At 35.2% G+C, this 15,200-nt stretch carries 17 protein-coding genes; 2 read left to right on the top strand and 15 right to left on the bottom strand.

What is annotated here, in order from left to right; all coding sequences use genetic code 11:
- Entirely contained in the window at positions 1 to 3,090 is a 3,090-nt protein-coding gene (locus BST91_RS11630; RefSeq protein WP_085775475.1) for a hypothetical protein, read from the bottom strand.
- Positions 3,091 to 3,249: 159 nt separating this feature from the next.
- On the opposite strand from BST91_RS11630, the gene BST91_RS11625 reads away from it, so the two are divergent.
- Entirely contained in the window at positions 3,250 to 4,083 is an 834-nt protein-coding gene (locus BST91_RS11625; protein ID WP_085775474.1) for a dolichyl-phosphate beta-glucosyltransferase, read from the top strand.
- Positions 4,084 to 4,153: 70 nt separating this feature from the next.
- On the opposite strand, the gene BST91_RS11620 is transcribed toward BST91_RS11625, so the two are convergent.
- From BST91_RS11620 to BST91_RS11610, 3 genes are read right to left on the bottom strand one after another with little or no spacing between them, the layout of a single operon-like run.
- Positions 4,154 to 4,726, bottom strand: a complete 573-nt coding sequence (locus BST91_RS11620) for a hypothetical protein (RefSeq protein WP_085775473.1) — start codon at positions 4,724 to 4,726, stop codon at positions 4,154 to 4,156.
- On the bottom strand, positions 4,713 to 5,210 hold the full coding sequence (locus BST91_RS11615; RefSeq protein WP_085775472.1) for an RNA polymerase sigma factor: 498 nt from the start codon (positions 5,208 to 5,210) through the stop codon (positions 4,713 to 4,715). Before BST91_RS11615 ends, BST91_RS11620 begins: the two co-directional genes overlap by 14 nt.
- Complete coding sequence (locus tag BST91_RS11610; protein WP_085775471.1) at positions 5,210 to 6,043, bottom strand: alpha/beta fold hydrolase; 834 nt, start codon at positions 6,041 to 6,043, stop codon at positions 5,210 to 5,212. The genes BST91_RS11615 and BST91_RS11610 overlap by 1 nt, the downstream gene beginning before the upstream one ends.
- 1 nt (position 6,044) lies before the next feature.
- Here BST91_RS11610 and BST91_RS13420 point away from each other — a divergent pair, with 1 nt between their 5' ends.
- Positions 6,045 to 6,173, top strand: coding sequence for a hypothetical protein (locus BST91_RS13420; RefSeq protein ID WP_262496995.1), 129 nt, complete (start codon positions 6,045 to 6,047; stop codon positions 6,171 to 6,173).
- A 38-nt stretch (positions 6,174 to 6,211) separates the two neighbouring features.
- Here the strand turns inward: BST91_RS13420 and BST91_RS11605 are convergent, their stop codons facing one another.
- From BST91_RS11605 to BST91_RS11555, 11 genes are all read right to left on the bottom strand, one after another.
- On the bottom strand, positions 6,212 to 6,952 hold the full coding sequence (locus tag BST91_RS11605; RefSeq protein WP_085775470.1) for an SH3 domain-containing protein: 741 nt from the start codon (positions 6,950 to 6,952) through the stop codon (positions 6,212 to 6,214).
- Positions 6,953 to 6,961: 9 nt separating this feature from the next.
- Positions 6,962 to 7,498: a hypothetical protein gene (locus BST91_RS11600; protein ID WP_085775469.1), complete on the bottom strand. Its 537-nt coding sequence runs from the start codon at positions 7,496 to 7,498 to the stop codon at positions 6,962 to 6,964.
- 39 nt (positions 7,499 to 7,537) lie between these two features.
- Positions 7,538 to 9,049: a T9SS type A sorting domain-containing protein gene (locus tag BST91_RS11595; RefSeq protein ID WP_085775468.1), complete on the bottom strand. Its 1,512-nt coding sequence runs from the start codon at positions 9,047 to 9,049 to the stop codon at positions 7,538 to 7,540.
- A gap of 89 nt (positions 9,050 to 9,138) precedes the next feature.
- A complete protein-coding gene (atpG, locus tag BST91_RS11590) occupies positions 9,139 to 10,014 on the bottom strand; it encodes an ATP synthase F1 subunit gamma (RefSeq protein WP_060523459.1) in 876 nt (291 codons plus the stop codon).
- Between the two features lie 70 nt (positions 10,015 to 10,084).
- Positions 10,085 to 11,659, bottom strand: a complete 1,575-nt coding sequence (gene atpA, locus BST91_RS11585; RefSeq protein ID WP_042276664.1) for a F0F1 ATP synthase subunit alpha — start codon at positions 11,657 to 11,659, stop codon at positions 10,085 to 10,087.
- 103 nt (positions 11,660 to 11,762) lie between these two features.
- Positions 11,763 to 12,296, bottom strand: a complete 534-nt coding sequence (gene atpH, locus BST91_RS11580) for an ATP synthase F1 subunit delta (RefSeq protein ID WP_042276666.1) — start codon at positions 12,294 to 12,296, stop codon at positions 11,763 to 11,765.
- A gap of 5 nt (positions 12,297 to 12,301) precedes the next feature.
- Positions 12,302 to 12,799: a F0F1 ATP synthase subunit B gene (locus tag BST91_RS11575; protein ID WP_042276668.1), complete on the bottom strand. Its 498-nt coding sequence runs from the start codon at positions 12,797 to 12,799 to the stop codon at positions 12,302 to 12,304.
- Between the two features lie 90 nt (positions 12,800 to 12,889).
- Positions 12,890 to 13,078 (bottom strand): ATP synthase F0 subunit C, encoded by a 189-nt coding sequence (gene atpE / locus BST91_RS11570; protein ID WP_041495483.1) that lies wholly within the window; start codon positions 13,076 to 13,078, stop codon positions 12,890 to 12,892.
- Between the two features lie 17 nt (positions 13,079 to 13,095).
- A complete protein-coding gene (gene atpB, locus BST91_RS11565; protein ID WP_085775467.1) occupies positions 13,096 to 14,301 on the bottom strand; it encodes a F0F1 ATP synthase subunit A in 1,206 nt (401 codons plus the stop codon).
- A gap of 124 nt (positions 14,302 to 14,425) precedes the next feature.
- Positions 14,426 to 14,791, bottom strand: coding sequence for a DUF6168 family protein (locus BST91_RS11560; protein WP_085775466.1), 366 nt, complete (start codon positions 14,789 to 14,791; stop codon positions 14,426 to 14,428).
- A complete protein-coding gene (locus BST91_RS11555) occupies positions 14,791 to 15,195 on the bottom strand; it encodes a bactofilin family protein (protein ID WP_042276675.1) in 405 nt (134 codons plus the stop codon). The genes BST91_RS11560 and BST91_RS11555 overlap by 1 nt, the downstream gene beginning before the upstream one ends.
- Positions 15,196 to 15,200 lie beyond the last annotated feature (5 nt).

The following is a 15,200-nucleotide window of genomic DNA, read 5'->3' as shown; positions in this document are numbered from 1 at the left end:
TTAATTAGGATTACCTATATAACTGTTCAACTCTATTTTAATATATGGGATTTCGCTATTACTTGTAGGTGTTAATTCATGTTCAACTTTGTCATCATAACTAGTATGGTAATTAGGATTGGGTAATCCATTTACATAGCAATTTGACATGTTTGAATTAATGATTTTTAATTCTTTGAGATCAGTAAGTTTAATTTCGAAATTTGACTTGCGCTGCGGTCTTATCGCATCAGTAATAAAATGATGTTCTACCCAAACTAGATTTGAATGTTGATCATAATAGGATATTAGTAGTTGAGGTACTGTTACTTGTTGATTGCCCGCATTGAATAAGGAGCCTGACAATTTATCTCCCTTTAAATGAAGCTCATTGATAGTTAGTGCTTTATACAAATCAGTTATAGCTACATTACCAGCAGCTTGAAGATTAAAAACCTGCGGTTCACTTTCAAAATTAATAGGTGTATAATGGTCTGGATCAAATCCTGACGGAATACTGTCTTTGGTATTTTGCCAGGCGATACCTTCAAACTTGATTTTGAAACTGCTGATCTCTTTAGGTAACAGTTTGTGTTTTAAATCGTATTGAGCATTATAACTAGCTAGCTCTTTATTGCTGTTATCGTAAATAGTGCCATTTATAACAACATCTGCAGGAACATTATCTATATTTTGTACCTCACCAAGTAAATAATACTGTCCATCATTTTTAACAAGTTTGCTATTGAGTAGTTGAAGTTCTGGTTGTTTAAGTACGTCCTCGTGAAACGTTTTTTCTACCGTTGCCTTGCGTCTTCCTTGATTATAAAAATCTGTTTGATTAACACTTATGAATTGATCTGGAGGAAGATCTGGATCTTTTTCCTGTAATTGAATGTACCAATTGCCATCACGTTTTACTGTAGAAATATTCGTGGTTTTTTCTAATTTCTTCAATGGAGTAATCCATTTTGTTAAGACTTGAACGATAGCTGTGCTATCAGTAGATGATACAATTTGAGTGTTTATTTCGTCTAGCTTACCATAAGAACTTAATAATCCGTCAGATACTGAAACCTCTAGCATATATTGATCAAGGGAAAGTTTACTTTTTACGTCAATATAGCTATGTGCCTTTTTAAATTCCTTGAAATCAAGAGCGTCATAATAAGCTATACTTACATTCTCTGGACTATGGTGGGCATCATTTTTAATGTATAATAAATAAAGACCAATAATTGAGATGATTACTAAAATTATTGACCATATATGTAGTAGTACAATTAAACTCCAAGGTATGTTTTTGATTGTAAAAGGTACTTTTAAATAATCCGGTAATCTAACCTCTTTATATTTCAACAATCTTAATAAAAGCAAGTGAAAATTGAGCACAAATGCTATAATCACTGTCAATGTAGGTATGATTCCCCAAAGCAATTTTTGCCATTGTGCGACATCTTGAAAAGGTAAAATTTTTGGTAATGGAGCAACATTAAGTTTTTCCCAAACCATAATTCCGTTTTCCAGTTGTTGTAATCTTTGCCATCCACTGAAATATAGCATTGGATCATAAAATTTATCATTAGAAAAAATGTATTTCAAATGATACTTTTCTGGAGCGGTTAAAAATTGTTGTAAAGAGCCTAAACCTTCTACACCTTTAAACTTTGAATTTTCTAATCGTTCTATCGGTCTTGTTGTCAACTCTGGTAATCTGCGAGCAGAATGATAATTACCATCAACCGTTAGTGCATTCGTTTGAGCAGATAGCCATGCCATTTGATCTCCAAATCCTAATGTTAAATACCTCCATTCATGGTGTTGATCTTGATCAAGAAAGTTGACTATGGGTAGCATTTTAATTTTAGGCGGTTGCGACGGCCTAAAGTTTCCTAGAGTTATTGTAAAAATGCTGAAAAAAATGATTAAACCAGCTAATACACCACCGCTTAATCTATGATAAACGGCACCTAGTTTACTTTGGATCAACTCTTTTATATCACCATTTATAAATCTATAGGCAAACTCACCCAACATAGGCAACGACATTATGGAAGCCCATAACGTAAATCTATCTAAGGTAAGAATATTAAAGGCGTTTTCTCCTAATACCGTTCTTGGTATAGGAGTAGTTCCTCCTGTTCCCAATATAGTAAGTAAAGTAATAGACAAACCAAAAAACAAATAACGCTTACTATAATACCTATAGAATATATAAGGTAGAATTAACAGAAGAATACCCCATGGAATTAAAAAGAAAACAAGTCCTGAAGAAGTGATTTCTATAAAATTATCTCGTGATCCATGTGGTATAGGAACCTGTGTTATTGGATTATTTTTAGTGTTAATCCAATATGGTAAAATACAACCTATTATAATTACTAAAGAACAAGCTCCAAATACTACTATCCTTTTAAACAATTTAAAAAAACTAACTAGGAATACCTTAAAAGTGATTTGTTTGTACGTAGAAACACGATCTCTTGAATGGTCCATAATGACCATTCCGATTAATGGAAAAATAAAAAATACCATCCCAAAAATCGGTGTGACATGATGTGAGGTAACGGTAACCGAGATTAAGGATAAGCTCGTTATTAAATATTTGATTTTACCATTTTTCAACCATAAATAAATTTCTGGTAGGGCATGCATAAGTACCGATATTCCAACTATACTAGGCAATTGACCGAATATGTGTAGTGTTTCAACAAATGAAGAAGAAAACACAGCTAGAAGCGCAGCGTAACCTGCACAATTTCTGTTTGAAGTAAGTAATAGAGTAAATCGATAAACACCGGTAATAAATAAGATAACTCCTACTATAGCAATAGTGAACATACCAAACTTCAATCCACCTATATTACTTAACAAGGCTATAGATTGATGTACCAATGGTGGATAACTCATTACTGTAAAACCAGTATACCACTTAAAGTTCCAAGGTTCAAACCAATTACTAGCATAGTGTTCTGCAAAAAACAAATGAATAAGAGCATCATAGGTCGTTTCCAGAGTATAAAATATCGTAGCACCATGAAACAACAGCCCTACGAATAAAGCTGCTATCAATATTTTATTGGTCTTTTTAGATGATTTCAATGGTTGCATTTTATACATGCTAAAGATATAACAAGGAATTTATCCAACCATCGGCATTTATCCTCGCTCGACTACCACTCGTCTATAGTTAAATGACAACCAGCGAATTTCAACGAAATTAGGTGTCTTACACCGATAATTTTGGGTCGTAATTAAAGCTCAAATATTATGAAAACTGGAATTATCATACCGTGTTACAATGAAGAAAAAAGACTAGATGTTCAAGCCTTTATTGAATTTATTCAAGCTCATGAAAACTATCATTTATGCTTTGTAAATGATGGAAGTAAAGATAACACTCTAGAGGTTTTGAATAGTATTCGTAAAAACAGCCCTCAACGAGTAAGTGTTGTTGATGTTAAAAAGAACGCTGGAAAAGCAGCCGCAGTTCGTTCAGGTGCTAGATACTTATACAACAGAGAGGATATTGACTATATAGGTTTCATTGATGCAGATTTATCTACCGACTTTAAAGACTTTAAAAAGTTGGTAGATACGTTGCATAATAATGATGAGCTTACAATGGTTTACGGTTCCAGAGGTAAAGGAAATGGTACTATCGAGCGTAACCCGTTGAGATTACTGTTTTCTAAAATCGTGAAAATGTTCATCTTCTTTATTTTAGGTTTATCTATAGAAGACACACAATGCGGTGCCAAAGTGTTTAAAAGAGATATAATTCCTTTAGCCTATCAACAAGCATTCTTGACAAGATGGTTATTTGATGTCGAGATCTTTTTGAGACTTAAGAAATATTATGGAAATCATGTCATGAATAAAATGCACGAACAAGCACTAGATAGATGGGTTCACGTTGACGATTCAAAATTAGGATTAAAGGATGCTTTAAACATACCTCTTCAACTTACTCAAATATTCTACCAGTATAATGTTGTGAATTCGTTTGCTCAGCAACAATTCGCTGTAAATTCAGGCTTCATTGTTAATACAGCAACCTTAATAGAAATGCCAGTAAATACTCCACAAGTAATTGCCGCGTAATTCTATTGAACTACAGTTAATATTAAAAACTTGTTTTATTAGTTTGTAAACTAAAAACATTTATAAAAAATTAATATAAGAACTCTTTTAAATCTCTTTGAAGCGTTTTCAACATTTGCTTTTCTTTTTTAATCTGGTAAGCAATAAATACAATCATTGCAATTGCAATAGGTATGCTTGAAATCCAGGTATATTGAAACCAAAAATCACTTAAATACTTTTTAAAAGTAGGAATAAGCATAACAAATCCTACCCAGTACAGTGTAAGTAGTACCGGTGTCCATATCTGGTGGATTTGTAATCTCAATTGATGTCGGTCTTCATTTAACTGTGTGTACTGCTTTGCGTTCAAAGATGGGTCTATAGGTTTAAATTGCTTAGAAGACTTGATTTCTAAAGCGATACGCACCGCAATAACACCTATCATAAGTAACAGTCCTGCAGTAAATAAAGGCTCGTTTGATGTGGCTGTGTAAATAAAATAAGCTACTAAAATTAGAGCAGTTACAATTAGTACAGCTATCGTGATGTGTTGTCCTCTTTTAATTTGTGCTAGGGTGTTTGTTGCTTTTGTGGTAATATTTGAATCAGGCTGGGCTATTTGATCCGGCCAGGTTTTAGTTATTTCTTCAAATGTTTTCATGATTGACACATTTTGTAAGTTGTTGTTTAATTCTATTAATTCTAGTGCGCACAGCATTATGTTTAATTCCTACGATAGCTGCAATTTCCTGCTGTGGCACTTCTTCTAATTCTAATAAAAGAATGGATTTATTGACCTTATTCAACTTGTTCATGCATGCGTAAAGCGTTGCATATTGAAGTTCCTTATCTACTACAGTTTCTACAACTTGTTCTATCTTATTATCTAAACTCTCTGTTAGTTTATTTTTATTGTCTCGTAAAAACTGCAAGCAGGTATTTACAGCAATACGGTACAACCAAGTAGAACGTTTTGCGGTTCCTTTAAAGGAGTTCCAGTGTTGCCAGACTTTAATAAAAACCTCTTGTTGTAAGTCTGTAGCTAGTGGTTGATTTCCTTTTACGTACCCTAAACAGAGTCGGTGAACCTTGTCTACATTATTGTGATAAAGTTGTTCAAATGCTTTTTGCTGGTCGGTTATCATCAGTCTAAAATAGCTTGTAATTTCTCATTTAACCAATCTGGAGCATCGTACATAATAAAATGCTTAGAGTCCGCCTTGATATGAAAGTCATAATTATTCAAGTTACTGTACTGATTTTTATAAGTTTGAGTTGCTCCTTCTACACCATAGAGTTGTCCTGCGGCTAGAATGGTTACAGGAATAGTTATTTGCTTAAGTAGTGGTCGTACATCTAGTTTTAAATAATCGGTATATCCATGAACATAGGTTTTACGATCACACTTAGTGATGGACTTAGCAACCAGGTTTTGATGTTCTGGTGAGCTTGTCATTCCTTGTGCCATCATCACTGCCATCTGACTGAATTGTTCATCAGTCATAGTTAGCATTTGATTGTTGTAAGTGCTGTCATAGGTAAGTGTACTAGGATCCACACCAGGAAACATAAGCGCTGCCGTACCAGGTAATCCATCAATAACCACTACCTGTTTGATGTTCAAGTTTTCTTGAGCAGCTAACCATGTGGCAATGGTACCACCCATGCTATGACCTACAACAGTCCATTCTTCAGTGTTGTTTTGAGCTATGTAGGATTTAATTTCCTTTAAAACCCTAGGTAACCACAACGAGTCAATCGGTTGAACCTGACCAAAACCAGCATAATCTACTAAATGTAATTCGTTATGGTCTTTGAATTCGGTTACTACAGAACCCCAAACTGTGTGATCACTTGCAAACCCAGGTAAAAGTAGAACAGGTTTCCCAGAGCCTTTTACGGTGGTTTTGATAGCGTTTTGAGCATTGCTGTGAGAAAAAATAAATAACGCTATAGCGAAAAGAATAATGCGTTTCATAATGATGTTTTTAATTGTTATTCATCCTTATGATGCAACTTCTTTAAAATGTTACATGGTTATTTTGAAAATTTATGTTTTAGATACTCCGCTTTCGCGAAAGCGTACTAAAATAAAAGCAAATGAATAATCATTTTGTTATTAACCCTGTATTCAAATCCGAAAACTCTATAACCTATTCAAAAGATTTTTATACTTAACTAACTCCTTTTTGGAAATAGAATCTGTTACAGTTAAAGCTGAATAATTAGATAAGCCGAAAAGTATATGATCTACGATCTGCTTTCTATGCTCAACTGCTTGAATACGCATAACCGATTTATACACCATCTTTGGATTGTGTATAAAACACATTGCGATGGCATCGCTAGTTAACTCGTTAGCGGAACTTGAGTCTGCAATCATGGTTTGTATAAATAAATGAAGAAGCTCTATGTCTTTAGTGTTCTTAAAGTATTCATTTATAAATTCTAAAACATAATTATATCTAGAGTCGCTATAAAAAGCGGCTTTTTGAAATGATTCCTTAATGAGAATTTGGTTTTTTGTTGCTAAAGATTTGTTTGCCTTTTCTTGAAGGTCTTTGTAGTTTTTAAGAGTCTTTTCGATAAGGTCCTTTTGATATTGTTCACTAAGTTCTTCAACTGGTTGTATGCGGCTTTTATGAACAAATCCTGATATGTTTTTGTTTTTCCAGGTTTGTACATAAAACCAATTTGTTGTGTCAGTCGCATAGAACTCAAAGAAGTCTTCATTATAAAGTGTGTCTTTTACTTTCGTTTGTAATCCAGCTGATTCTCGGACAAGAGTATAACCATCTACATCTTTGATAATTCCTATATGGCTTTGAGCACTGGTGTTATAAAAAACCGAAAATGCGATCCACAAAATACAGCTGAATATCTTCATTATTACTTGCTAGTTAATTCTATCCAAACCATTCATTAAGTGCTTTTTTATATACGTCACTTGTTTATAAATTCCCACCAATAGTACCAGCAAGAAAAACACATATAATCCAATTAATGCCAATACCAAATAAACAAATGTGTCATCAATTTCGAAATTTACAGCGCAATAAACTAGGAGCAGCAAAAAGAATGTAGAAATGGCATAAAAAGAAACTCTAATTTTTCGAGTTCTGTGGTAAGACACTTGTACAATTGACTTATAGTCATGGACAGGTTCAATTCTACCCAATGCAAACACATAATCCCCTATGGAATTCTTTTTAAAAACAGATGATTTTGGCTTCAACGTAAATTCCCTACCATAATAGCCGTGAATAAAACCAGTAAAGGGTTGATGAGTGGTAAACATCTTCTTAAAACTTTCATTTTGTGAACACAAGGAATTAATGTGGTCGCTTATCGTTTCCCCTGATAGATCAAAACTACTTTTCCTATTTATAGGAGAACCCGTAAATAATAGTAAAAAGAGTTCTTTGAACAACATTTATTGAAACTAACTAAAATCACTCCGTTATTTAAGAACTTATTCTATTATTACTTTTTTAGTTTTAGTTCCCGTATTCAAAACGGCTTGTAGAATGTAAACTCCGGTTGACAAATTTGTAGTTGTAATTCTAGGATCAAATGATTCGTAAACAAGTTTTCCTGACATTTCAAACAATCGTAACTCTTTAAACGAAGTATCATTGTCAAATGTAAGATATAATTCATCCCCATCATTATCTACTATCACATCAAAGCTCGTATTGTTTTCGGCTGAACTTTTAAATTTGAAAACTCTAGCATAGCCATTTTCGCTTGAATTTGAACTTGAATTGTTAGATGGCGATCCAATCGCTACAGTCAAGCCATCTGAAGATAAGCTTGTACTCCACCCGTTATTATCATTAGGGAATTTACCGTAAATATTATTACCTACTTGAACCCAATTATCATTCTCAAAACGATATAGTTTTACTAGTCCTGCACGAAAAGCAACATCTTGATTGAAACTTTCATCAATAACCAAAAAATTTCCATTTTCAGATAAGTTTACACTACCACCGTTTCCAGATTCAGAATGGCTTCCATTAATACTTTGACCCATTTGAATCCATTCATTCATAGTTTTCCTAAAAACCCTAGTTTGACCCGTGCTTTCTCCGTTAACAGTAGCGGTTCGTGCTCCTACTGCCAATATATTACCGTCTGAAGACAATGAAACACTTGTTCCAAAGTAGTCTCCTGGATAATTCCCTTTAATTTCTTCGCCATAAGGAACCCAAATATTGTTTAAGTAGTGAAAAACCCTAACATGTCCAGATGCGCTTCCAGCCGCATCATTTAATTCGCTGCCTATAGCGATGATATTTCCATCTGAGGATAAGCTCAGACTTACACCTGACTGATCAAATGCTTGTGCTCCAACAATTCTTTCACCCATATTCCTCCAAACATTAGATTCAATTTTATAAACAGTCACATGCCCAGAACTAGTGCCATTATAATTACTATATGGGGCTCCAATCGCAACGATAGTTCCATCATCATTAAGTTCTAGTGACCGACCACTTAAAAACCCTCTATTTTCACCGTAAATAGTATTTCCATACTGAACCCAACTATTTTGAATATATCTAAAAACCCTTACGGCTCCAGCATTAAAAATAAACTGACGGAGGCCATGGCTACTTATTGCTAAGGTAGTACCATCTGAAGAAAGAGAAAGATTAGTACCGCTTAATTCGTTTGGAAACTCACCGTAAATAGTCTGCCCCATTTGAACCCAATTTCCAGATTTGTTTTCAAAAATTCTTACCATTCCAGAGACATTTCCATTATCACTATTTCCAGGAGATCCAACAGCAATAATCTTTCCATTAGAAGATAAACTAACAGCACTTCCACAAGATTCACTATAACTCAGTCCAACAATATCCTCACCTACTTGTATTTGTGCAAAGCTAAGTTTAAAGGTGAAAAACAAACATAGGCTGAACGTAAGCAACAATCTTTTAAATCCCATAGGCATAAAGATAAGGTTTCTTAAACTCATGCACGTATTTGGACTATTTAAACATTAATAAAATGAAACCGCTCCCAAATTGGGAGCGGTCTTAAGTTGTATTTTGAAAGAAAAACTTACTAGTTATTCAATGCCTCTGCTCCACCAACGATTTCAAGAATCTCATTAGTAATAGCAGCTTGTCTAGCTTTGTTGTAAGTTAATTTCAACTGATCTCTAAGTTCAGTAGCGTTATCTGTAGCCTTGTGCATTGCAGTCATACGTGCACCATGCTCACTTGCCCATGAATCACGTACTGCTTTATAAAGCTGTGTTTTTAGTGATTTAGGTATAAGTTCCTCAATGATTTCTTCTTTAGAAGGCTCAAAGATGTAATCCATCTCTTTTTGAGCAGCGATAGCTTCTTCGTCTTTGGCTACAGGTGCAAGAGGTAAGAAATCTTCAGTTCTTACTATTTGTGTTGCAGCATTTTTAAAGCTGTTATAAACTAGGATGATTTTATCAAAGTCTCCGTTCTTAAACAACTCCATCAATTCTTCTGCAATTGCAGCGACATTTTCAAAAGAAATGTTGTCAAACAAATCACTTTTGTTAGACTGAACCGTGTCGTTCTTACTAACAAAGTCGTTTGCTTTCTTCCCTATCGTCATGTATGAAACTGCCACACCATTAAGCTCTTCTTTATTCAAACGCACCAATTCTTTGATAATGTTTGAATTAAAAGCACCAGCCAGACCACGATTAGAAGTAATAGCTACCACTAAAGCCTTTTCAACTGGTCGTTGAACAGAATAAGCACTCGCAGAATCACCTTCTAGCGTAGCACTTAAATTTTGTAGCATTTCAGTAAGTTTATCAGAATAAGGACGCATTGCTGTAATGGCATCTTGGGCCTTTTTAAGCTTTGCTGCACTCACCATCTTCATTGCACTAGTAATTTGCATGGTTGAAGATACCGAGGATATTCTGTTTCTTATTTCTTTTAGGTTTGCCATAGTTTATTAAGAAAAGAGATAAGGAGAAAAGAAACAAGAGAGGTTCTCTTGTTTCTTTTTCTTTATTCTATTAGTAACGTGCTGAAAGATCTTTTGCTACTGCTGTTAATACGTCAATAGCTTCATCAGTTAATTTTCCAGCCTTAAGAGTATCTAGAGTATCTCTATGCTTTGCATTAAGTAATTCTAAATAATCTCTTTCAAATTCTTTTACTTTCTCTACAGGTACATTTCTTAACAAGTTCTTTGAACCAGCATAGATAATTGCAACCTGATCTTCTACCGTGTAAGGTGAGTTTTGAGCTTGCTTTAAGATCTCTACGTTACGTCTACCCTTTTCAATTACGTTAAGTGTAGCAGCATCAAGATCAGAACCAAACTTAGCAAATGCTTCTAGTTCACGGAACTGTGCTTGGTCAAGCTTAAGAGTACCCGATACTTTTTTCATAGACTTAATCTGTGCACTACCACCTACACGAGATACCGAAATACCTACATTAATTGCTGGACGCACACCAGAGTTAAATAAATCTGATTCTAAGAAAATCTGACCGTCAGTAATCGAAATTACGTTTGTAGGAATATAAGCAGAAACATCACCAGCCTGAGTTTCAATAATAGGAAGTGCAGTAAGAGAACCACCACCTTTTACGATAGGCTTAAGACTTTCTGGTAAGTCATTCATGTTTTTTGCGATATCATCATCTGCAATAACTTTTGCAGCACGCTCTAATAATCTAGAGTGTAGGTAGAAAACGTCTCCTGGATACGCCTCACGTCCTGGTGGACGACGTAATAAAAGAGATACCTCACGATATGCAACAGCTTGTTTAGATAAATCATCATATACAATAAGAGCAGGACGACCTGTATCACGGAAGTACTCACCTATTGCTGCACCAGCAAATGGAGCATATACCTGCATTGGAGCAGGATCAGACGCGTTTGCAGCAACAATGGTAGTATAAGCTAGGGCACCAGCATCTTCTAGTACCTTAGCAATGTTAGCTACTGTAGAAGCCTTTTGACCAACAGCTACATAAATACAATATACTGGCTCACCAGCATCATAAAACTCCTTTTGGTTAAGGATTGTATCAATACATACTGTTGATTTACCAGTCTGACGGTCACCAATTACAAGCTCACGCTGTCCACGACCTACAGGAATCATGGCATCAATTGACTTAATACCTGTTTGCATTGGTTCATTTACAGGTTGACGATAGATAACCCCAGGAGCTTTACGCTCTAGTGGCATTTCATAAAGGTCTCCTTCAATAGCACCTTTACCATCTATAGGCTCACCTAGTGTGTTTACCACACGACCTACAATACCTTCACCTACTTTGATAGATGCAATACGTTGTGTTCTTTTTACCGTATCACCTTCTTTGATTTCTTGTGATGGGCCTAAAAGTACCACACCTACGTTATCCTCTTCAAGGTTTAATACGATTCCTTCCATTCCTGTTTCAAAAGAAACAAGTTCTCCATATTGAGCGTTTGAAAGACCATAAACACGTGCGATACCGTCACCTACAGTAAGAACAGTTCCCACTTCATCAAGAGATGCAGTTGCATCAAATCCTGATAATTGTTGCTTAAGTATTGCAGATACTTCTGCTGGATTTACTTCTGCCATGTTATTGTTTTTATTCTATGTTTAAACCTTGCGGTTTTTACTTTTCTATTAAGTTGTAGTAAGTACGCTTTTGCGAAAGCAAACTAACCACAGATATTATTATTTATTGAGCAAACTCTCTTTTTAACGCACTGAATTTGTTTGTAACACTAGCGTTAATTTCCTTATCACCTACTCTTAAAATGAAACCACCTAGTATAGATGAATCTATTTTTTTCTCTAAAGTTACCTCTTTACCAGCAAGTTCGGTTGCCTTAGCAAGTATTTTTGCTTCTAAATCTGCTGTAATTTCTACGGCAGTTGTGACTGTAGCAATCTCGCGCTTGTTCATCTCTTCAAATAAGAAGATGTAACGTGTAGCAACATCGGCAAGGATATCGGCTCTTTTATTATCCACTAATAGATCAAATGACCCCATAGTTATCGCCCCAGAATCCTTAAAAACTTGACGTAATGCATTACGTTTTTGCTCCGTCTTAATTAAAGGACTAGATAGAAACTGGCTGAGCTCCTTATTATTTGCTAGCGTGGCTAGTATGGTCTTCATGTCATCATTCACAGCAGCCGCCTCGTTCTTCTCAACCGCGAGATTAAGAATAGCTTTTGCGTATCGTGATGCAGCTCTTGATAATTTCATAATTCCTAGATATTAGCTTCAGTAAGCATTTTATCAATTAAAGCTAGTTGCGCATCTTTTTCAGATAATTCTTTACGAGTTACCTTCTCAGCGATATCAACAGAAAGTTCAGCTACTTGTGTTTTAATATCAGCAAGTGCAGCTTTCTTTTCAGCTTCAATAGTTTCTTGAGCTTGTGCGATAATTTTATCAGCTTTTTCTTGAGCTTCAGTGCTTGCCTCGGCGATCATTTTTTCTTTGATCTCACGAGCTTCTTTAAGCATAGTATCTCTTTGAGCACGAGCCTCGGCAGCAGCAGCTTCATTTGAAGCCTCAAGCTTTTTCATTTCAAGCTTTGCGTTTTCTGCAGCAGCAAGTGCCTCACTGATTCCTTGCTCACGATCATCTAATGAATTGATGATTGGTTTCCATGCAAATTTCCCTAATAATACTACTAATATGATAAGGATTATCGCTTGCATGATAAACAAGCCTGGAGAAAAGTCGTTTAAAAGAGTTTCCATTTATAGTTATTCTAAAATTTGAGTTTAATTCTAATTTTAAAACACATCCTGTAACCAACCGTTACAGGAATGTGTTCTATTTTTTAATGATTACTTACCTAAGATAAGTGCACCAAATGCAAGTCCTTCAAGAAGTGCACCGATGATGATCATCGCAGTTTGGATTTTTCCAGCTGCTTCAGGTTGACGAGCGATAGCTTCCATCGCTTTTCCACCGATTTGACCAAGACCGATACCACCACCGATAACGATAAGACCAGCTCCAATTAAATTGTACATAACAATTGATTTAAAAATTAAACAAAACGTTCTCTAGTTTCCTCAACCTCACCTTGAGTTAAGATCTCATCCTCATGTTCTTCATCATGATGATGATCGTGTTCTTCAACGGCCATACCGATGAATAACGAACTTAACATTGTAAAAATGAAGGCCTGTAAGAAAGCCACTAATAATTCTATTACCATAATGAATAACGCTAGAACTAATGAAAGTCCTGTTGAACCTACTGGTCCAAAACTTTCCTTCAAGGTTATCATAAGGGCTATAAGACTCATCACCACAAAGTGACCAGCTGTAATATTTGCAAACAAACGCACTAAAAGTGAGAACGGCTTAATAAGCACGTATCCTACTAATTCTATAACGGCAAGAATTGGTCTAAGTAAAACTGGAACACCTGGCATCCATAAAGTGTGACCCCAAAATTCTTTTGTACCACTAAATAGGTAAATAATTGCAGTGAATATTGCAAGACATGCTGTAACTGCAATTTGACCTGTTACATTAAATCCTATAGGAGTAAGTCCTAATAAATTCAAAATCCAGATGAAGAAAAATACCGTTAATAAATAAGGCATAAATCTTCTATACTTTTTCTCTCCTATGTTAGGACGAGCGATTTCATCACGCACATAGATTACTAGAGGCTCTAGCACTCTACCAAATCCAGTTGGGATGTTTTTCTTTTTATACTGCTTAGCTAGTCCACCAAACAATAAAAGTAATATCAAACCAGTAACTAAAATTCCAAATACAGATTTTGTGATTGAAAAGTCAAGTACCTTGTGTGCATTAGTCGGGTGATGCTCTTCATCAAAAGCTACAGTAGTAGCTCCATTATCTAACTCATAGATTTTACTATGAAGTTTAGTTAAGGTAACTCCATCTTTTTGAACAAGCACCTTACCATCATCATCATGATGGAATTCAGAAGACATAAAAGTTCTTAAACCTTCACTAGTCCAAACGATTACGGGAAGTGGAAATCCTACATGCTTGCGTTCACCAGCATCGTTTGTATACGAAAACAGGTGAAAATCGTGAGCATCCTTCAAGTGATGCTTAATGTAAGCGTTAATTTCTTCTTTAGAATTTACTCTACCGCCATCGGCCTCAGTAGTATGGTTGTCGTGACCATGATCTTCTTGAGCATTAACTGTTCCTGAAAAGACAGTAAAAAGTAAAGCAAAAAAAGCTGTTTTAATATAAGCTCTGTACATGTATTACACCTTAAATAGTTAGGTTCTCAAATTCGGGTGCAAATGTACGACAAAAAACATTTGAAATAACCTTAAAAACTAGGCTATTATTTTATTAATTTTTTAAACCGGTTATAAACGGTAATTATTTATCATTAAGCCACTTAATTACAATGGCAGATTCAATCATGAGATAAATGAAGTAAGGAACAAGTAAGTGTAACTTATCAACACGAGATAATGACTCTTCTTCTGCTAGCAATTCTGGGAATATTAAAAGTGCTGCTCCTATCTTTACCATTAATATAGCAATGAATACGAATCCTAGTTTTTCACTAGCAATCGTGTGCACGTAGTTTAAGGCAGCAACTGTAAAATATCCTGCTATACCTAAAAACAAATAGATTTTTACTATACTGATCTCTCCTGCCGGGATAAGAAAAAAGTGCGCAGCATACAGTAAAAGGGTAATTACGGTTATTACTGCTAGGGACTTTACATAAAAATTCATCAGGCAGTTTTACCTTTTTTACTTGAGTCATTAATGTTTTTAACACCAGATTGCATGCTACAAGTAGCGTTGAACTCTGCGCCTGGTTCTACAGCTAGTTTACCTGTTGTCACTTCACCATCGATACGAGCAGTTGCTTTGAGCGTTAAAAGATTATCCACTACTAATTTTCCTTTAATGGTTCCCTCAACGTCGGCATTTTGACAATGCATGGAGCCGTCTATTTTACCTTCTTTCCCTATTACTACTTTGGCTGTAGTTTCCAATGAACCTATAATTGTACCATCTATTCTAAAGCCACCTGTGCTTTTAATATCTCCTTCAATAACAGTTCCTTGTCCAATACGGTTTTGAGATTTTCCTGACTCCATTGTTCCTTTACCTGATTTTTTATCGCTAAACATTTTCT

Origin of the sequence: Nonlabens tegetincola, assembly GCF_002117085.1 — a bacterium.
Taxonomy (GTDB): Bacteria; Bacteroidota; Bacteroidia; order Flavobacteriales; family Flavobacteriaceae; genus Nonlabens; species Nonlabens tegetincola.
Note: the sequence above shows the minus strand (reverse complement) of the source record. Positions and strands in the feature narration are given on the sequence as shown.